At 66.4% G+C, this 18,855-nt stretch carries 17 protein-coding genes; 9 read left to right on the top strand and 8 right to left on the bottom strand.

The window, feature by feature from the left end:
* Positions 1-3 precede the first annotated feature (3 nt).
* The 4 genes from thpR (at position 4) to gatC (ending at position 2,397) form a co-directional block, all read left to right on the top strand.
* The gene (gene thpR, locus VF168_11370; protein ID HEX7004772.1) at positions 4-570 is read left to right on the top strand and encodes an RNA 2',3'-cyclic phosphodiesterase; all 567 of its coding nucleotides are present in this window, start codon (positions 4-6) and stop codon (positions 568-570) included.
* 79 nt (positions 571-649) lie between these two features.
* On the top strand, positions 650-1,333 hold the full coding sequence (locus VF168_11365) for a M15 family metallopeptidase (protein HEX7004771.1): 684 nt from the start codon (positions 650-652) through the stop codon (positions 1,331-1,333).
* The gene (locus VF168_11360) at positions 1,330-2,064 is read left to right on the top strand and encodes a DUF554 domain-containing protein (protein HEX7004770.1); all 735 of its coding nucleotides are present in this window, start codon (positions 1,330-1,332) and stop codon (positions 2,062-2,064) included. Before VF168_11365 ends, VF168_11360 begins: the two co-directional genes overlap by 4 nt.
* A 33-nt stretch (positions 2,065-2,097) precedes the next feature.
* Positions 2,098-2,397 (top strand): Asp-tRNA(Asn)/Glu-tRNA(Gln) amidotransferase subunit GatC, encoded by a 300-nt coding sequence (gene gatC / locus VF168_11355; protein ID HEX7004769.1) that lies wholly within the window; start codon positions 2,098-2,100, stop codon positions 2,395-2,397.
* 92 nt (positions 2,398-2,489) lie between these two features.
* On the opposite strand, the gene serS is transcribed toward gatC, so the two are convergent.
* Positions 2,490-3,770: a serine--tRNA ligase gene (serS, locus tag VF168_11350; GenBank protein ID HEX7004768.1), complete on the bottom strand. Its 1,281-nt coding sequence runs from the start codon at positions 3,768-3,770 to the stop codon at positions 2,490-2,492.
* A 53-nt stretch (positions 3,771-3,823) separates the two neighbouring features.
* The gene (locus VF168_11345) at positions 3,824-5,311 is read right to left on the bottom strand and encodes a hypothetical protein (GenBank protein HEX7004767.1); all 1,488 of its coding nucleotides are present in this window, start codon (positions 5,309-5,311) and stop codon (positions 3,824-3,826) included.
* Positions 5,312-5,608: 297 nt separating this feature from the next.
* Here VF168_11345 and VF168_11340 point away from each other — a divergent pair, with 297 nt between their 5' ends.
* Positions 5,609-6,016, top strand: a complete 408-nt coding sequence (locus VF168_11340) for a response regulator (GenBank protein ID HEX7004766.1) — start codon at positions 5,609-5,611, stop codon at positions 6,014-6,016.
* Positions 6,013-8,100: an EAL domain-containing protein gene (locus VF168_11335; GenBank protein HEX7004765.1), complete on the top strand. Its 2,088-nt coding sequence runs from the start codon at positions 6,013-6,015 to the stop codon at positions 8,098-8,100. Before VF168_11340 ends, VF168_11335 begins: the two co-directional genes overlap by 4 nt.
* Here VF168_11335 and VF168_11330 read toward each other — a convergent pair.
* On the bottom strand, positions 8,030-9,112 hold the full coding sequence (locus tag VF168_11330; protein HEX7004764.1) for an SDR family oxidoreductase: 1,083 nt from the start codon (positions 9,110-9,112) through the stop codon (positions 8,030-8,032). The two genes, VF168_11335 and VF168_11330, sit on opposite strands and share 71 nt — an antisense overlap.
* A gap of 127 nt (positions 9,113-9,239) precedes the next feature.
* Between VF168_11330 and VF168_11325 the strand changes: the two genes are divergently transcribed.
* From VF168_11325 to rimO, 3 genes are read left to right on the top strand one after another with little or no spacing between them, the layout of a single operon-like run.
* Positions 9,240-9,908, top strand: a complete 669-nt coding sequence (locus tag VF168_11325) for a DUF3108 domain-containing protein (protein HEX7004763.1) — start codon at positions 9,240-9,242, stop codon at positions 9,906-9,908.
* Between the two features lie 43 nt (positions 9,909-9,951).
* Positions 9,952-11,205, top strand: a complete 1,254-nt coding sequence (locus VF168_11320) for a hypothetical protein (GenBank protein HEX7004762.1) — start codon at positions 9,952-9,954, stop codon at positions 11,203-11,205.
* The gene (gene rimO, locus VF168_11315) at positions 11,202-12,557 is read left to right on the top strand and encodes a 30S ribosomal protein S12 methylthiotransferase RimO (GenBank protein HEX7004761.1); all 1,356 of its coding nucleotides are present in this window, start codon (positions 11,202-11,204) and stop codon (positions 12,555-12,557) included. Before VF168_11320 ends, rimO begins: the two co-directional genes overlap by 4 nt.
* 47 nt (positions 12,558-12,604) lie before the next feature.
* Here rimO and VF168_11310 read toward each other — a convergent pair whose 3' ends face one another.
* The 5 genes from VF168_11310 to VF168_11290 all read right to left on the bottom strand — a co-directional run bounded on the left by VF168_11310 (position 12,605) and on the right by VF168_11290 (position 18,752).
* Complete coding sequence (locus VF168_11310) at positions 12,605-13,762, bottom strand: PilT/PilU family type 4a pilus ATPase (protein ID HEX7004760.1); 1,158 nt, start codon at positions 13,760-13,762, stop codon at positions 12,605-12,607.
* Positions 13,763-13,910: 148 nt separating this feature from the next.
* On the bottom strand, positions 13,911-14,810 hold the full coding sequence (locus VF168_11305; protein ID HEX7004759.1) for an aminoglycoside phosphotransferase family protein: 900 nt from the start codon (positions 14,808-14,810) through the stop codon (positions 13,911-13,913).
* 49 nt (positions 14,811-14,859) lie between these two features.
* Positions 14,860-15,639: an amino acid ABC transporter ATP-binding protein gene (locus VF168_11300; GenBank protein ID HEX7004758.1), complete on the bottom strand. Its 780-nt coding sequence runs from the start codon at positions 15,637-15,639 to the stop codon at positions 14,860-14,862.
* Positions 15,640-15,673: 34 nt separating this feature from the next.
* A complete protein-coding gene (locus tag VF168_11295) occupies positions 15,674-16,885 on the bottom strand; it encodes an amino acid ABC transporter permease (GenBank protein ID HEX7004757.1) in 1,212 nt (403 codons plus the stop codon).
* Positions 16,886-16,916: 31 nt separating this feature from the next.
* Complete coding sequence (locus tag VF168_11290) at positions 16,917-18,752, bottom strand: ABC transporter permease subunit (GenBank protein HEX7004756.1); 1,836 nt, start codon at positions 18,750-18,752, stop codon at positions 16,917-16,919.
* Between the last annotated feature and the right edge of the window lie 103 nt (positions 18,753-18,855).

The following is an 18,855-nucleotide window of genomic DNA, read 5'->3' as shown; positions in this document are numbered from 1 at the left end:
CGATTGTTCGTCGCCCTGGCGCTTCCCGGACGGGTCGAGGAGCGCCTGGGCGAAGCCCAGAGTCTCCTGAAGCGTGAGTTGAGCGACGCGGACATCCGCTGGCAAAGGCTGGAACAGAGCCACCTGACCCTGCGCTTCCTCGGCGAGGTGGAGGCTCGTGCACTGCCGGCATGCAGACTAGCAGTCAGCGAGGCGGCGCGACGCTCCAGGCCGTTCACTCTCTCCACCGCAGGCTTCGGAGCCTTCCCCACCCCGGCCCGTCCGAGTGTTCTGTGGCTGGGCGTAGGCGGTGACCGGGAGGAGCTCGACCATCTCCAGTCGCTCGTGACTGCGGGGCTCGAGCACGTTGCCGATGCGAGCCGCACCGAGACGTTCCGGCCCCACCTGACCCTGGGCCGAGTGAAACGGATGGGCCAGGCAGCGCGCTCGGCTTTCGCCGACCTGCTGAACGCACCCCCGCCTGCACCGGTGAGCTGGCGCGTCGAGTCGGTCGCGTTGCTCTCGAGCGAATTGAGAGCGTCGGGGGCGCGCTACGAGGAACTGCTGTCGGCGAGGCTGGCCGCCTCGTGATCCCTCGACCTGGGAAAGCGGCACGAACGGCTCCGCTCGAACCAGGAATCGCTCCACGTCACGCGGTACTCTGTCCCTCATGCGTCTTTCGATCGTTCTCGGCCTCCTCACCCTCTTCGTCACGGCCGTCGCGGCTCCTCCGCCGTGCGAGTACGCCGATCTGCCCGCTCTCACACCGAGCGGCGAATGGCGCCATCTCCTCGTCGATACCGCCTACCGGCTGCCGGCCCAGTTCGTGCCGCCCGACCTCGTTCCAGTCAGGAACGCGGGCCTCGCCGACGACAGACCGCTCACCGCCGCCGCCGTTGCCGATCTCGCCGACCTCGTGGCAGCAGCGGCTGCCGAGGGGATCCACTTCGAACTGCAGAGCGCCTACCGCTCGTTCGACTACCAGCAGAGGGTCTTCGCCGGTTGGGTAGAGACGCTCGGTCGGGAACGGGCGCTGCTCACCAGCGCCAGGCCCGGACACTCCGAGCATCAGCTGGGCACCGCGCTCGACCTGCGCAGCGCAGGAGGGCCGGCGCCATGGGATCTCGACGACTGGGCCGAGACCCGGGAAGGCGGCTGGCTGGCGGAGAACGCCTGGCGCTTCGGATTCCTGATGAGCTATCCGGAGGGCGAGACCGAGGTCACCTGTTACGCCTACGAACCGTGGCACTACCGCTGGGTGGGGAGACCAACCGCCGCCGCGGTCGAGGCGAGCGGCCTCACGCTGCGCGAGTGGTTGTGGGAGCGGCTCGAGGAGGCTGATGAGAAGCCGTGACTCCCTTCGAACAGACGTCAGGCACCCTCGTCAACGTGATCACGGTCCTCGCGGGCTCCGCCGCCGGCCTGGCGCTCCGGGGCAAACTGCCGGAGCGGATCGTGGCGACGGTGGTCCAGGCCCTCGGGCTCACGACCGTCATCGTCGGTGTGGTCAACGCGCTCGACCTCACCAAGGTGGCCAGTCCGCCCGGGCTGATCGTCGGGCTCTCAGCGCTCGCCGGAGGCGCGGCGCTCGGGGAGTGGTGGCGGCTCGACGACCTGCTCGAACGCCTCGGGGAGCGCCTCAAGCGGCGCTTCGGCGGTCAGGGGAGTTTCACCCAAGGTTTCGTCACAGCCAGCCTCCTCTTCTGCGTCGGTCCCCTCGCGCTCATCGGCTCGGTCCAGAACGGCCTCGCCGGGGACAACAACTTCCTCATCCTGAAGAGCGCTCTCGACGGCATCGCGTCGCTGGCGCTGGCAACCAGCTTCGGCTTCGGGGTAGCGTTCTCGGCAGTCACCGTGTTCGTCTATCAGGGAGGCATCTCGCTGGGTGCCGGCTTCTTCGCCGAACTCGTCCCCAACCCCGCGACCGACCCCCGGATCCTGCTGGTGAACGGGGTAGGCGGGATCATGATCCTGGGCCTGGGACTCGACCTGCTGCAGGTCCGCAGGATGCGCATCGCGGCGATGCTGCCGGCACTCCTGCTGGTGATCGCCTTCTATCAGCTCGCCAAGCTCTTCTACGCGTGAGGGCCGGTCTCACGCGCGTGCTAGACTCCGCCCGTGAAGATCAGCGATGAGGAACTGGGGCACCTCGAGAAGCTGGCCCGCATCGAGGTGCCTCCTCAGGAGCGGGAGTCGCTGCGCGACGACCTGAGCCGGATACTCGAGTACTTCGAGACCCTGGGGGAGCTCGATACCGAGGGGGTCGAAGAGATGGTGAGGCCGGTGCATCTCGAGAACGTGTTGCGTGAGGACGAGGTGACGGGGTCGCTACCCCGCGAAGTGGTGCTCGAACTGGCCGTCGAGACGAGCGAGGAGGGCTTCCTCAAGGTGCCCCGGACGGTCGACGAGGACAGCTAGCAGGGGGAGCCGGACCGTCGACGAGGACAGCTAGCAGTGGGCCGGCCCACCCACCCGAGTCGGGGTGACGACTGAGATGAGCCGCTGGCCCCTCACTCGAGCCGCTCGACGCCGGCGTAGGGGCGCAGCACCTCGGGCAGCACGACGCTCCCGTCGGCCTGCTGGTAGTGCTCCAGAATCGCCGCCAGTGGCCGTCCGATCGCCAGGGCCGAACCGTTCAGTGTATGCACCATCTCGGGCTTGCCCCGCCCGGCGGCCCCGCCCGGCCGGAATCGCGTCTGCAGTCGTTGGGCCTGGAAGTCGGTGATGTTGGAGACGCTCGATACCTCGAGCCACCGCGCCTGCCCCGGACTCCAGACTTCGAGGTCGTACTTCTTCGCCTGGGTGAACCCCATGTCTCCGCTGCACATCAGCAGTCGCCGGTAGCGCAGTCCCAGCTCGGCCAGCAGCGCCTCGGACTCCTCGGTCATCCGCTCGAGGGCCTCGTACGACCTGTCAGGGTGGGTGAACTGAACCACCTCGACCTTGTCGAACTGGTGCACCCGGTTGATCCCCCGCACCTCCTTGCCGTAGGAACCGGCCTCGCGACGGAAGCAGGGGGTGAAGGCTACGTAGCGCAGAGGCAGATCGGCCTCGTCGAGGATCTCGCCGCGATGCAGGTTGGCGAGTGCGACTTCCGAGGTGGGCACGAGGTAGAGGCCATCCTCGACCCTGTACATCTGCCCTTCCTTGTCCGGCAACTGCCCGGTCGCGCGGGCCGACTCGGGCTTGACCAGCAACGGCGGGATGACCTCCTGATAGCCGCGTTCCAGGGCCCGGTCGAGGAAGTAGCGCTCGAGCGCCCTTACGAGCCTCGCTCCGGCTCCCCTGAAGACCGGGAAGCCCGCGCCGCTGATCTTCACGCCCGCATCCAGGTCGATCCAGCCGCGTTCGACGGCGAACTCCCAGTGCGGCTTCGGCTCGAAGTCGAACTCGGGGAGTTCGCCCCGCTCGTGCACGACGACGTTGTCGTGTTCGCTCTCGCCGTAGGGGACGCTCTCGTGGGGCAGGTTGGGGATCTCCAGCTGGAGTTCGCCGATCTGCGCCTCCAGCACCCGGCTCTTCTCCTCGAGGCGCTTCACCTCGGACGACAGCGCGCCCATCTCCCGGATCAGATCCTCGGCCTCCCCGCCGCGCCGCTTGCGCTCGCCGATCTCCTTGCTTGCCGCGTTGCGCCGCGCCTGCTTCTCCTCGAGGTCGTGCCGCAGAAGCCGGTGCTCTTCGTCGACCAGCAGGAGTTTGTCGAGCTTGGCGAGGGCGTCGTCCAGCTGTTTGGCCCTGATGGCACGGCGTACGGTCTCGGGATTCTCCCGGATGAAGCGCAGATCGAGCATGCTGACAAGTGTACGGGAAAGGCCGCCTGGGCGGCCAATCCGGCCCTCGGGCATCAGCCGCCGGGTCCACCGCCGGTGAAGAAGGCGATCCATCTCTGCAGGATCGGGACCGCCGGGTTGGCCCGCGCCGAGACTATGTCGATGTGAGTGAGACCCGGCAGCACGTAGGCGGTAATCGGTGAGCCGTAGCGGACGTTCGCGTAGGTGCGCATCCCGCCGAGGGTCTGGAGCAACCCCCGACCCGCCCCCAACGCGAGCGTAGGCACCGGGACCAGCCGGTTGGGCAGGAAACCGTCCGCGTCTTCGAGCGCCGGATCGAGGAGCGTCATCTCGAGCGCCAGCCGCAACGGGAAGTACCACTCGGCGAAGTTGGTCTCCTCCAGCGTCCAGGAGCGCACGTACGAAGCCAGGTCGGTCCTCTCCCGGGCCGGGTCACCGGGATCCCAGGTAACCCGCTCGGCTCCGGGAGCGAGGCCGGCGACGCTCTTCGACCGCACACCGTCGAGGCCGCCCAGCAGGACCGCCCCCAGGTTGCCGTCGAACGCGGCACCCACCGCGTGGCCCAGGCTGGCGCTGAAGATGGGTACTACGCCGTACTCGTCGTCGTTCCTCACCCCTACCAGGGCCCGGTTGCTCATCGGGATGTCGGTCAGCTGCGTCGGCGCATCGGCGTCGGGTTCGAGGCGGGCCAGGATAGCCGCCACCTCACGCTCGATCTGGTAGCGGGGACTGATCATGTTGTTCGAGTAGGGCGCGCCGTCGCCGCTTTCGAGCTCGCTCACCGAGGGTGCCAGCCGAAGCGGACCGACGGCGAAACCGATGTCGGGCCGCGCGAAGGCGCCGGTCCTTCCCAGCGCACCGTCGAGTAGGACGAGGCCATCGATGAACTGATAGCCGTAGGCCGGTTCATCGCCCGCTCCTACCCTGTAGGCGGCGTAGAGGCTCACCAGGGCAGCGCCCAGCGAATGACCCCCCAGGATGACGCCTGGCGCCCGAGCACGAGCGTCGAGGATCAGCCGGTGGAGGTCGCGCAGGTGCACGTCGATGCCCCAGTAGCGGAGGTAGGGGACCTCGTCGAAGGCGAGGGGTGTGAAGCCGCCGGGCCGGCCCCAGCCTTCGATGTAGTAGTCGAGCGCCACCTCCGGGTCACCCGTGCGCAGAGCCCGCACCATCGCCGAGCGGTCCTCGAGCAGGTTGGAGCGGCGGTCTATCGCCCAGACCTCGAGACCGGGCGTGCTGGCGACGAGCTGCCGGGCGAGACCGTCGAAGCTCGCGGCGCCTCCGAAGATCCCCGGCATGAGGAGGACCAGGGTTTCGGGCTGCGGATCGATGCTGTAGCGCAGGTAGGCGGTCCGGTTCAACTCGGAGGGCGTGTGCTGCTCGTCGAAACCGGGCCGAACTACGTACTCGACCTCGACCTCCTCGAGCGGTACCCGGTAGGAGGGTGGGGCGACATCCAGCTCGACCCGAACGTTCGGTATGGGCAGACAACCGGAAAGCAGGGTGAGCAGCAGCAATCCGGCGACGCGACCGAGCATCATCGATTCTTCGGCTCCCGCGGCATCTTCCCGAAGCGTACCCCCGAATCCGGTTGGTCCTGGCGACCGGTGACTCCTGCCGCTCCCCCATGCACTGCCGGCGAAGCGCGGCACACGTCCTAGAGACGGCCCGGGGAGTACGCTAATGTGACCTACGGCGGGACGAGATGAACCGTTCCGACCGGAAGTTCGGGGGGCAGGATTGAAGCGACGCAGCGAATCGTTCACTCTCCGCGAGGCAGCTCGCGAAGCGGCACGGACCGGGGCCCGCCTGTGACCGGCAGCGGTTACATACTCCTGGTGGAAGACAACCAGGACGACGTGGACCTTACCTTGCGGGCGTTGAAGAACCAGAACATCGCAAACGCGGTCGAAGTCGTGCGCGACGGAGCCGAAGCCCTCGACTTCATCTTCGCCCGCGGGCAACATGCCGGCCGCAACCCTCGGCATCTCCCGCAGCTGGTGCTGCTCGACATCAACCTCCCGAAGGTCTCGGGCATCGAGGTCCTCAGGCGGCTCCGCGAGAATCAACTGACCAAGATGGTGCCAGTCGTGATGCTCACGACCTCGAAGGAGGAGCGCGACGTGGTCGAGAGCTACACCAGTGGAGCGAACTCGTACGTGCAGAAGCCCATCGACTTCAAGGAGTTCAGCGAGGCCGTCCGCCAACTGGGTGTCTACTGGCTGATGGTCAACGAGGCCCCGTGAAACCGGAAATCAGGAGGTTGCGGGCCCTCATCGTCGAGGACTCGTCGGACGACGCCGAACTCATCCGCCTGGAGTTGCGCCGTAACGGCTTCGAACTCGAGACCAGGCGGGTCGAGGACAGGGCCGGCACTCAGGAAGCGCTGGCGAACTGCGGCTGGGACATCGTGCTTACCGACCATGCCATGCCCACTTTCAGTGCCAAAGGGGTGATCGAGGTCCTCTCTGCCTGCGACGCCGACATCCCCTGCATCGTCGTCTCGGGGGCTATCGGCGAGGAGGCCGCCGTTGACCTCCTCAAGAGCGGGGCGTTCGACTACGTGAACAAGAGCCGGCTCAACCTGCTGGCGCCCACCGTCAACCGGGCGCTGCGGGAGGCCGAGGAACGCCGCGCCAGGCGAGCGGCCGAGGAGGCGTTGAGGGAGAGCGAGGCGCGTTTCCGCCTCATCGCCGAGAATGCCCGCGACCTCATCGCCATGACCAACATGGCGGGCCGCTACGTCTACGTGAGCCCGTCCCACGCGACCGTACTCGGTTACTCCGAACAGGCGCTGCTGGCGACCGGTCCGCTGGAGCTGATCCATCCCGAGGACCGGGAGCGATTCAGGCAGTGGCGGGCGATGGACCACTACGAGCTGCGGATGCGCGACGCCGGCGGGGAGTGGCGCTGGGTCGAAGGCTCCACCTCACTGGTGATGTGGCAGGGCGAGCCGCACATGGTCAGCATCTCGCGAGACATCTCCTCTCAGAAGGAGATGACCGAACGACTCAAGCAGCTGGCCTACTACGATCCCCTCTCCGGCCTGCCCAACCGGACTCTGCTGCGGGACCGGCTGCGCCAGGCGCTGGCTCACGCCCGGCGCGTAGGCCGATCGGTGGGCGTGATGTTCGTCGACTTCGACAACTTCAAGGTGCTGAACGACTCGCTGGGACACGAGTTCGGCGACGACGTACTGCAGGCGGGCGCTCACCTGATCCTGGAGAGCGTGCGCGACGAGGACACCGTGGCGCGTCTGGGCGGTGACGAGTTCGTGGTGGTCCTGCCCGCCATCGACGCTCCCGAGGATGCCGCCAAGGTGGCCGAGAAGATCCTGGCTCGCATCTCGCAACCGTTCGAGGTGAACGGGCAGGGGGTCGCTCTGAGCGCGAGCGTCGGGATCGCGCTCTCCAACGGTACCCACTTCGAGATCGACGACCTGCTCAAGCACGCAGACCTGGCCATGTACCTCGCCAAGGAGAGTGGCAAGGGGCAGTACCGCTTCTTCACCCCCGCCATGGACGTGGAGGCGGTCGAGCGTCTCAACCTCGAGCGCGACATGCGGGGCGCGCTCGACAAGGGCGAGTTCGTGCTCCACTACCAGCCGCAGCTCGATCTCGACGACCTGCAGGTCTCGGGGATGGAGGCGCTGGTGCGCTGGCAGCACCCGAAGCGGGGCCTGATAATGCCCGAAGTGTTCATCCCGCTCGCCGAGGAGACCGGGCTCATCAGGGCGCTCGGGGAGCTCGTCCTCAACGAGGCGTGCCGGCAGACGGTGACGTGGCAGAAGTCGGGCATCCCGATCCGCCGCATCGCGGTCAACCTCTCGGCGAAGCAACTCCAGGTACCCACCTTCGTCGAGACCGTCGAGGCGGCCCTGGACCGTTCCGGGCTCGAACCGAGCTGCCTCGAACTGGAGATCACGGAGAGCGCTACCGCCGACACCCAGGAGGAGACCATCCACATGCTGCGGGCGCTCAAACGCCTGGGCGTGCACCTGGCCATCGACGACTTCGGGAAGGGCTACTCGTCGCTCAGCTACCTCAAGCGGCTGCCGATGGACGCACTGAAGGTCGATCGAAACTTCGTGAGCGGACTCGAAGGCGGGGGCGGAGGCAACGAGGATGCCGCCATCCTCAGGGCGGTCGTGGAACTGGGCAAGAACCTGCAACTCAGGGTAGTGGGCGAGGGGATCGAGAGCGAGGACCAGCTCGACTTCCTCACCGGCTCCGGCTTCGATGAGGGACAGGGGTTCCTCTTCAGCCGCCCGCTTCCGGCACGCGAGGCCGGTAGGTTGCTGCGCCGCGAACCGGTGTGGCGCGCCGGCTGAGTTCTCTGCGGTTACCGCCGGCCAGGGCGGCCGCCGCGGTCGCCAGAAACGCGCCTGCCAGTGCCAGCCCCACCGTTCCGCGGTTCTTCGACAGCCACAGCGTCGGACTCGCTTCCCGCGATCTGGAGTCGAAGGTGCCGTGAGCGCCGTAGTCCCGCTTCTCATCCACGGCCCTGACCAGGTTGTCGGGCCGGTCCGGCTCCGCTAAACCGTCGTGCTGCTGCCCCTCCCAGGCCCGGCGCGCCAGGAGGTGGTCCAGGTAGCCGGGTAACACCTTGTGCCCCAGGATCGCCTTGTAGGTAGGCAGGCCCACGTACAGCTCACGACGCCAGTTGCGCGAGGCCCACTCGATGGCCTCGGCCGCTATCTCGGGCTGGTAGATGGGCGGCACCGGCTGAGGTTTGCGCGGGAGGCGGCTTCGGACCCAACCGAACTGGGGCGTGTTGAGGGCGGGCAGGTGCACTGCCGTGAGCTTGACGTCGCTCTCCTGGTGGATGAGTTCGGACCTGAGCGAGTCGGTGAACCCGACGATGGCGTGTTTGGCTGCGCAGTAGGCCGATTGCAGAGGGATCGACCGGTAGGCGAGGGCAGAACCCACCTGGATTATCACTCCCCGGTTCCGCGGCCGCATCCGCTTCAGGGCGGCCATGGTGCCGTGTACCGTGCCCAGGTAGGTGACTCTGGTGACCCGCTCGAACTCCTCGGGCCGCATAAGTTCGACCGGCGAGAAGACCGAGGCCATGGCGTTGTTGACCCACACGTCGATCTCGCCCAGCGTCGCCTCGATCCTTTCGGCCGCGGTCTCCACCGCGTGGTGGTCGGCCACGTCACACTCGAGCACCAGGGCCCGAACCCCGTACGATTCCACCTCTCGGCGAGCCGCTTCGAGGCCGGCCCTGCCCCTGGCGATGAGAGCCAGATCGTCTCCGCGGCGAGCGAACTCGAGCGCCGTTGCCCGTCCCACCCCGGCCGAGGCCCCTGTGATTGCGACGACTCTCGATCTCTTTTCCACCTGCTGATCCCCTCCTCGACTCCACCGTAGAAGGGCGGGCCACATCGGTCTGTAAGGCCGACGCCTGCCCGCGACCGCTGCCCGTGCGGCTAGCAGGGGCCGAACGGGGCCGTGGTAGCCTTCGGTCATGCCGGTCGAGGTCTGCAGCTACCGCCTCACGTTCAGGGGCGCACCCGTGGGGACGCACGTGCTTCGCACCGAACAGAAGGGGCAGACCGCTCACCTCGAAGGGCGACTGATGCTTCAGGGCAGCCTGGGGCAGTCCACGACCACCCAGACGAGCCGCTTCCACCGCGGCCGGAGGCTCTCGCTGGGCTTCCAAGAAAGCACCGAACGGCGCGGCGAGAAGAGGAGCTACGAAGTAGTATTCGACGCCGGCCAGGGGATCGTGAAGGCGAGCAGGGGGCAAGGAGACCAGGCGAGCGTTCCCTACATCCGCCCGTACCGCGACCCGCTGGGGCTCCTGTTCGAACTCCGCGGCCTGGAGCCCGGGGGAGAACCTGCTCACTTCCCGATGCTGGGCAAGGACGTCACCGCCATCCATCTCGGTACTACCGAACTCGACACCGCCCTGGGCAGGAGAGCCGCCCACGCTTACAAGCTGCATCCGGGACCGGCGTACGTCTACATCGACGTGGAAGAACCGAACGTCATCCTGCAGATGAGTCAGCGGGTCGAGGGGCAGGTCCTTGAGGCGCTGCTGGTGAAGGTGGCGCAGGAGGACGAGATGCCGGTGCGGGAGGCAGAGCGCCCCCGGTCCGGCCGCCGGCGTCGTCGCCGTCGTCGTCGCCGCTGACCTTCCCCGCGTACCGGCCACAGCCGTATGATCCGGGCGGTCCATGACCAAGACCGAGCACCCCAACACAACCGGAGCGGGTGACAAGGCGTACCGGGAGAGCCTCGAGTGGCTCTACCGGCAAAGCCGAGGGGGCGCGAAGCGCGACCCGGCACGCATGCGCGCTCTCGTCGTCGCCCTCGGCCTCGAGTACCCGCCGCGCTCCGTCCACGTAGTCGGCACCAACGGAAAGGGGACGGTCACTGCCATGTGCGCTGCCGCCGCGGCCGCGGCAGGTTGGCGAAGCGCAGCGTTCACCTCACCTCATGTGGAGGAGTTCGGTGAGCGGATAACCGTCGACGGAACGGCTATCCCGCCCGAGGTGGTGGTGGAGTTCGTCGAGAGGATCCGCTCGCGCGACCTGCCCGTGACTCCTTCGTTCTTCGAACTCACCCTAGCGCTGGCGCTCGAGCACTTCGCCCGCACAGGTGTGGAGTTCGGAGCGTTCGAGGCGGGGGTAGGCGCCGAACGTGACGCGACAGCGGTGCTCGAGCGAGTCGCGGCGGTCGCGGTCACGCCGATCGCTCTCGATCACGTCGAAACGCTCGGACCTTCACTACGCGACATAGCCAGGGACAAGGCCGCCGCCATGCGGCGGGGCCTGCCAGTGGCGAGCGCGACGCAGCAACCCGAGGTGCTCGAGGTGTTGCAGGAGGAGGCGCGGCGGCGAGGGTGCGAACTGCATGTCGACGCTCCCGAGTCCCCCCTCTTCGCGCCTCCCGCCGGGCTCGCGGCCGAAAGCGATCCGGTGAGGAGGAGCAATCAGCGGGTCGCGGCCGCAACCATGCGCCTCCTGGGCGACGTGAACGAGGCGGCGCTGGCGGAGGGACTCGGCATCCCTCCCCTGCCGGGCCGAGGCGAGCGCTTCCAGGTAGCTGGGATCACCGTGCTCCTCGACGGCGCCCACGACCCGGCGGCCGGCCGGGCGCTCAGTGAGAGGGCGGGCGGGGAGTACGTCCTGCTGTTCGGTTCACTAGGCCGGAAGCAGGGGGAAGCCACCTTGCGGGCGCTCGAAGGACGCAGCCAGCGGGCGTTCGTAACGCGCGCGGGCGGGGAACCACCGACGGTCGCCGGCAGCAGCACCAGGACGGTCATCGAAGAGCCCGCCAGGGCGCTGCTCGCTGCGATCGCCGCAACGCCGCCCGGCGGTCGCCTGGTGGTAGCAGGTTCCCTCTACCTGGCCGGCGAGCTGCGTCCACTGCTGCGCCGGCTCGCCGCAACCGGTAGCATGACCGGGCTGATGACGGAGGAGAGATGAGCGCCAGAGTCGGATTCGTGAGCCTCGGCTGTCCAAAGGCGCTGGTCGACAGCGAACGGGTACTCACTCAACTGCGGGCCGAGGGGTACACGCTGGTACCGTCCTACGAAGAGGCCGAAGTGGTGGTGGTCAACACCTGCGGGTTCATCACCCCGGCCGTCGAAGAATCTCTGCAGGCGATAGGCGAGGCGATCGACAGGAGCGGCAAGGTAGTGGTCACCGGCTGCCTCGGTGAACGCCCGGAGGAGATCAGGAACCGTCACCCCCAGGTCCTGGCGGTGACCGGACAGGCCGACGTGGACGGGGTGATGGCTGCGGTGAGGAGCGTCGCGCCCCCCGACCAGAACCCGTTCACGAGCCTGCTGCCTCCGCAAGGTGTGAAGTTGACGCCGCGCCACTACAGCTACCTGAAGATCGCCGAGGGGTGCAACCACAAGTGCTCCTTCTGCATAATCCCTCAGATGCGGGGGCTGCTCAGGTCACGTGACGCCGGCGAGGTCCTCTACGAGGCGTACCGGCTGGTGGCGAGCGGGACGAAAGAGCTGCTCGTCATCGCCCAGGACACCAGCGCCTACGGCAGCGACCTGCGGCACCGTGAGAGCAAGTTCCAGGGCAGGAGCGTGGCCGCTCACCTGGTGCCGCTCGTCGAAGAACTGGCGCAGATGGGCGCCTGGGTGAGGCTCCACTACGTCTACCCCTACCCGTTCGTACGGGACCTGATCCCGCTCATGGCCGAAGGCAAGCTCCTCCCCTACCTCGACGTGCCCTTGCAGCACGCTTCACCCTCGGTTCTGAGGGCGATGCGTCGCCCGGGCGGCGCCCGGAGTCACCTGGATACCTTGGCCGGATGGCGGGCCGTGTGCCCCGAACTGGTCGTGCGTTCGACGTTCATCGTGGGCTTCCCCGGTGAGGCCGAGGACGACTTCGAGCAACTCCTCGACTTCATCGCCGAAGCGCGGCTCGATCGGGTGGGCGCCTTCACCTACAGCGAGGTGGAGGGCGCAACGGCGAACGAGCTGCCCGGCCGGGTGCCGGAAGAGGTGAAGCGTGAGCGGTTCGCCCGACTCATGGAGCTGCAACAGCGGATAAGCCTCGAGAAGAACTCAGGGCGTGTAGGCCGAATCGTGGAAGCCGTGGTCGACGATTACGGTGAGGCGCCGGGAGAGGTGATAGCCCGCTCGATGTTCGACGCCCCCGACATCGACGGCGTCATCTACGCTCAGGGCGACGGTACGGTCCGTATCGGCGAGCGGGTGGAGGTGCGGATAGACGCGGCACGCGAGTACGACCTCACCGGTGAGGTGGTGCGCACCCTTCCCTGGGAGCCTGCCGTTCCTCAGTTCGGCCGGTAGATCTCTCGGAACCCTCGGCCTGCACTGCCACGACGGAGAACTCGTGTTCAGCGGTGCTTGACGAAGCCGCCGCTGTCGTACGAACCGCTCGCGGTGAGGTCGTCTTCCCCGCCCTCCCGCTGGGTGACCATCAGCTTGAACTCGTGGGCGCTGGTGGCCATGGCGACAGCGTCCTCCATAGTGATCTTCTTGGCGAGGTAGAGGTCGACCAGGTGCTGGTCGAACGTCTGCATGCCGCGGATGTTGTCGTCCTGCAACGCTTCCTTGATGAGGGCCGTCTTGTCCGAATCCTTGATGTAGTCGCGGATGAGCGGCGTGTTCACCAGCACCTCGAGAGCGACGATGCGCCCCGGTCCATCGGCGCGGGGCAGCAGTCGCTGGCTGAGGATGCCCAGCAGCGACTCGGCCAGCATGATGCGGACCTGGTCTCGCTCGTGGGGTGGGAAGAAGTCGATGATCCGGTTGACCGTGCGAACCGCGTCGAGCGTGTGCAGCGTCGAGAGGACCAGGTGACCCGTCTGGGCCGCCGTGAGGGCCGCTTCAACCGTCTCCTTGTCACGCATCTCGCCCAGCATGATCACGTCCGGGTCCTGCCGCATGGCGTACTTGATGGCGTCGACGAAGTCAGCAGTGTCGAGACCCACCTCGCGCTGCACGACCAGGCTGCGCTGGTTCTTGTGGACGATCTCGATCGGATCCTCGATGGTGATGATGTTGCGGGGGAACTTCCTGTTGATGAAGTCGAGGGCAGAGGCCAGGGTCGTCGACTTGCCGGAACCGGTGGGACCGGTTACCAGGATCAGACCGCGCGACTGCGAGGCGAAGTCGGACATCACCGACGAGGGCAGGCCGAGCGCCTCGAACGACGGCACGGTGTCCTGAACGACCCGCATCACCACGCCAACGGCGCCCCGCTGACGGAAGATGTTGCAACGGAAGCGGGCCACCTGGGGCAGGTTGAAGGCGAAGTCCAGCTCGTGACGGTGGGTGAACAGGTCGCGCTGCGACTCACTCATCATCGCCAGGGCGATCTGCTCGGTCTGGGCGGGTGTGAGCTCGGGCGAACCGTCGAACGGCTTCAGGCTCCCGTCGACCCTCATGTACGGCTTGGCCCCCGCCTGGAGGTGGATATCGGAGGCGCGCTGCGCCACCATCTGGCGGAGCATGTCGGCGATCCGAACTCCCTTGCCCTTAGCGTCACTCATCGTCTGGCCTACCTCCGCCTCTTTCCGCAGCGACCAGATGCGCGCTGCGACATCGCACAAGTCTAGTCAGAGGCGCGGCTGACCGCTGTATAAAGGTTCAAAGCAGGTTTCCGATGTAGATCGTCACTTCCTGATGTGGCTCCATGCATCAGCTGGCGCTGTCCCCGAGAACGTTGGACAGCGCTCGGGACGCCTGACGAACTATGCCGGGGTTGGTGTCCCAGTAGTACGGCAACGCCATCACGGCCTGGCAGAGCGCCCAACCGCGGCCACGAAGCCACATGCCGTCGTCTGCCCCCAGCTCTTCCCGGAATCTTTCGCGGCTGGTCCGAGAGAATATGTTCCATGCTGGCTGAAGGTCACAAGCCGGATCGCCCACGTTGAGGCCTCCGAAGTCGATGACGGCGGACAGACGGCCCCCCACCACGAGCAAGTTGCCCTGCAGAAGGTCACCGTGTACCCACACCTCCTTACCTTGCCAGGCAGTAACCTCGGCCGACTCTTCCCATGAACGCAACGCGGCGTGCGAATCGATCCTATCGCCGAGCTTCGCGATGGACCGACGCACTGCCTCGTCGAGTTCCTCCAGCGGGCTGCCCCGGGCGCCGGGCGGGCGCGGATGAGCGCCGGTCGAGTCGATTACCCGTAGCGCAGTTATGAACCGGGCGAGGTCGACGGCTGCTTGCTCGAGGTCGCTGATGTTCCCATCGACCTGTTCACCGTCCAGCCATTCCACAACAGACCACGCGAACGGGTATCCTTCCACCGGCCGTCCCAGAGCCAGTTGCGTCGGAAGCTTCAAGGGCAGGTGTGGTGCGAGTTTCGGCAGCCACTCCGCCTCGATCGTAGCCTGCCGGGCAGCCCATGCGACTCGCGGCAGTCGAACGGCTAGGTCGTCGCCAAGACGGTAGATGTGGTGGTCGGTACCGTACGACTTCACCTTCCTGAGCGGGAGATGCGCCCACTGCGGGAACTGCCTGGCAACGAGCTCACGGACGAGCGAAGGGCCGACCTGGATCTCGTCGGCGTGCATCTTGCGCTGACTCACCACACTCCTGTCCCGCTCTCGACTGCCAAGGGGGCTACGGCAGCGGTCCCTACAGGATCTTCGAGAGGAACGCCTTGGTTCGCTCCTCTCGTGGGTTGGTGAAGAAGTGCTCGGGAGTGCCGACCTCGACGATCTGCCCGGCGTCCATGAAGATCACCCGGTGTCCCACTTCGCGAGCGAAACCCATCTCGTGGGTGACCACACACATGGTCATGCCGTCCTTGGCGAGGTTGACCATCACCTCGAGGACCTCGCCGATCACTTCGGGGTCGAGCGCGCTGGTCGGCTCGTCGAAGAGCATCACCTTAGGCTCCATCGTGAGGGCGCGGGCGATCGCCACCCGTTGCTGCTGTCCTCCCGACAGCTGACCCGGGTACTTGCTGGCCTGCTCGGGTATGCCTACCTTCTCGAGGAAGTAGCGGGCGCGCTCCTCGGCCTTGTTGCGTCTCCACTTGCGAACCCGGATGGGTGCGAGGGTGATGTTCTCCAGAACGGTCAGGTGGGGGAAGAGGTTGAACTGCTGGAAGACCATGCCCGTCTCGCGCCGTACCATGTCGATGTTGCGCACGTCGTCGGTGAGTTCGATGCCGTCGACGACGATCCGGCCCTCCTGATGCTCCTCGAGCCTGTTGATGCAGCGGATGAGCGTCGACTTGCCGGAACCCGAGGGCCCGATGATAACGACCACCTCGCCCTTGTTCACCGACATCTCGATGTCACGCAGCGCCTGGAACTCACCGAACCACTTGTTGAGCCCGTAGACCTCGATGATCCGCTCGCCACCCTCAGGGGCGTGTCCGTCGACTTTTCTCGGTGCTGTCTCGATCACGAAAGATACCTCCGTCGGGGTGACGGGACGACTCTCATCGTTCCCCTACCCCCATTAGTCGCTCCAGGTGGCGGCTGGCTACCGACATGCGGTAGGCGAAGAAGAAATAGGTGATCGCCAGGAAGAGAGTGAGTTCGAGGCGGATCCCGCCCGTCACCTGTATCGATTCGGGCTGCTGAGCGACGATGTTGTGGACGTTGAAGAAGTCGTGCAGGTTGAGGATGAACACCAGCGAGGTGTCCTTGAACAGGCCGATCGCCTGACCGACGATGGCGGGGATCACCGAGCGGATAGCCTGCGGCAGGACGATGAGCCTGGTGGTCTGCCACCCCGAGAGACCCAGGGCCCTCGCCGCCTCGCTCTGCCCAGTCGGTACCCCCTGCAAGCCGCCGCGGACGTTCTCGGCCATGTAGGCGGAACTGAAGAGGGTGAGCGCGATATAGGCCTTGCCGAGCGACGGCACTACGTCGGGCCCCACGTTGAACAGGAGCGGCACCATCAGGTTGGCGACGAACAGCCAGACGATCAGCGGGGCGCCCCGGATCAGTTCGATGAAGCCTATGCAGACGTACTTGATCGCCGGGAGCTTACTGCGCCGACCCAACGCCAGGGCGACTCCGATGGGGAAACTCGGCACGATCCCGGTGGTGAGCACCAGCGTAAGCATGAACCCGCCCCACTCGCGGATGGGCACGACCTCCATCGCGCCATGAGTACCGGGGATGCCGTAGAGCAGCACCGGGACGGCCAGCAGCGAGACGATCCAGACCAGCCCTGCCCGCTCGGCCACGGCCGGCAGGAAGCGACCGATGAGGAACCCGGCAAGACCCAGCACGGTGGCGACTATGTAGTAGGGCGTCACCTGCCACTGGGCGATCACCGAGACGACCGTGAGGAAGACGACGGCCGAGAGGAACTGGTAGAAGGCCCCCCGGAGGATCTTCGAGGTACCCTCTCCACTGTGGCTGGAGACGCCGAAGGCGAAGAGGATGAGCCCCAGCGCCACGAGTGGACGCCACAGCAGCTCGACCGGGTAGCGGAAGACGCCGAACAGTTTGAGGTTGACCCAGAGCCGCTCCCAGTTGCCTTCGTTGATCACCCAGCCGAAGAGACCCACGAGCGCCCAGGCAGCGAGCACCCCAACGATCACCGTTGCCGCCGAGGAGACGGGCGTCTTGAAGAGGTTCTCCCTCATCCAGCCCCGGACCCCCGTGTAGCGCCGTGGCGGAAGGCGATGAGTCGTCACGGTGGACCTCCTGGTGTGAGGCTCGACGGCGTCATCTCTCCACCAGCGCCATCCTCGAGTTGACGACGTTCAGGATGAGGCTGAAGACGAGCGTCAGGCTCAGGTAGCCGACGAGGATTATCACGTACACGGACACGAACTGGCCGGTTTGGTTGCCCACTGTGTTCGACACCTGGAAGAAGTCGCTGAAGGTCACCAGGATGGCCAGCGAGGAGTTCTTGATCAGGTTCAGGTACTGACTGATCATCGGCGGGATGATGATCCGCAGAGCCTGCGGGAAGACGATGAGGAAGAAGGTCTGCACCGCGCCGAGTCCCAGCGCCTTGGCTGCCTCGGGCTGACCGCGCGGCACCGCCTGGATGCCGCCCCGGACGATCTCGGCCACGAACGCGGAGGTATAGATCGCCAGGCCGAGCAGCAGCGCCAGGAAGGGCGTCGAGAGGCGGATGCCGCCGAAGTAACTGCTTCGAGGGATGGTTGGTTCGCTGTACACCAACGGCTTGGCTGCCGGCAGCTCTACCTCGGCCTCCAGTTCGACAGCCGCCTGCTCCGCAGGTGCGAAGAGCGCGCCCAGGCCGGCCAGTCCGCCGCCGCGACCCTCGTCCTCTTCGGCCTGGGCGGGCTCCTCCACGGGGGGCGGGGAGAAGATCGGCATCCGGAGTTCGCCGATCCGGTCCGAGACCAGGCGCCGGCTGAAGCCGTCGATGTTCATCGCAAGGCCGATACCGCGGTAACCGCGGATGAAGCCATCCTCGACGTAGGTGTTCTCCCCTTCGTCGAACTCACCGTTCCCGTTCTCGTCCAGGTAGATGGTCCCTATGCTCGGGTAACGCTCGAAGTGGACGCTCAGGCCCTCGGCCTCCTCCGGGTTGCGGAAGACGACCTCGACCTCGTCGTACTCCTCGGGGCTGAGCATGGGGAAGCGGAAGGTGCTGTAGACGATCTCCTGCGATTCGACGAGGTTGGTGCTGTTCGTCGTCAACCTGGCCTGGTCGATAGTGACTATCACCGGCGCGTACGGCACCCGCTCCTCGCTCCGGTCGCGCTCGCCATCTCCGTCACTGTCGAGGTAGACGACGCCTACACCACGCGCCGGGCTCACTTCGGCGGTCAGGTTCTGCGGGACGCTCACCCCGCTGGCCGCCACGAGGTAGCCGACGCCGGCTACCAGGACCGCCAGGCCCAGCGAGGCGTACCAGGGATTGCCCGGCCGCTCCGAACGCTGGATCTGACGGCGCCGGAAGAAGTAGGTGATGACCAGCACGACGAAAGCCGCGATGAGCCAGGGTAGCCAGCGGCCGAAGTTGTAACTCGGGTAGAGCCAGGGGAGCGCGACGCCAATCTGACTCAGGTAGACGTCGCCGAGTATCCGGGAGGCGTTCTCCGAACGTGGTGGGATCGCCAAAATCACGGCGTAGTACCAGAAGATGAGCTGAACCGCGAGAGGCGTGTTGCGCAGCAGTTCGACGTAGGCGGTGGAGAGCGTCCTCAACAGCCAGTTGGCAGAAAGTCGCATGACGCCAACCGACACTCCGAGGATGGTGCAGAGCACCACGCCGGCGAGGCCGACCTTCAGGGTGTTGAGCATGCCGACGATGATCGCCTTCAGGTAGGTATCGCTGCTGTTGAACGGGATGGTGGTCTCGCCGAGGTCGAATCCCGCGCGATCGTCGAGGTAGCCGAACCCGAAGGTGAGGTTCGACTTGTCGAGGCCGACTGTGACGTTGCGCCAGAGTATGAAGATGGCGGCGACGGCCGCGACCACGAAGATCAGCTGTGCGAGAACCGCGATGGTCTTTACGTTGCGGTAGAAGGGGATCCGCTCGCGCTGGCGAACATCCTCGGGCCTTGCCAATGTTCGGTTCACCTAGATACTCCCGACCCGGCCCCTGTTAGCCTCTTTTGACTGAATCACTCACTGCCAAAATACCATTCTGCTGAAGATTAGGGTCGGGGGGGGGGGGGGGGGG

It is taken from the genome of Trueperaceae bacterium (assembly GCA_036381595.1).
In the GTDB taxonomy this organism is placed as follows: Bacteria; Deinococcota; Deinococci; order Deinococcales; family Trueperaceae; genus DASVCN01.
The sequence above is the reverse complement of the archived record's forward strand: the minus strand, read 5'-3'. Positions and strand labels throughout refer to the sequence as shown.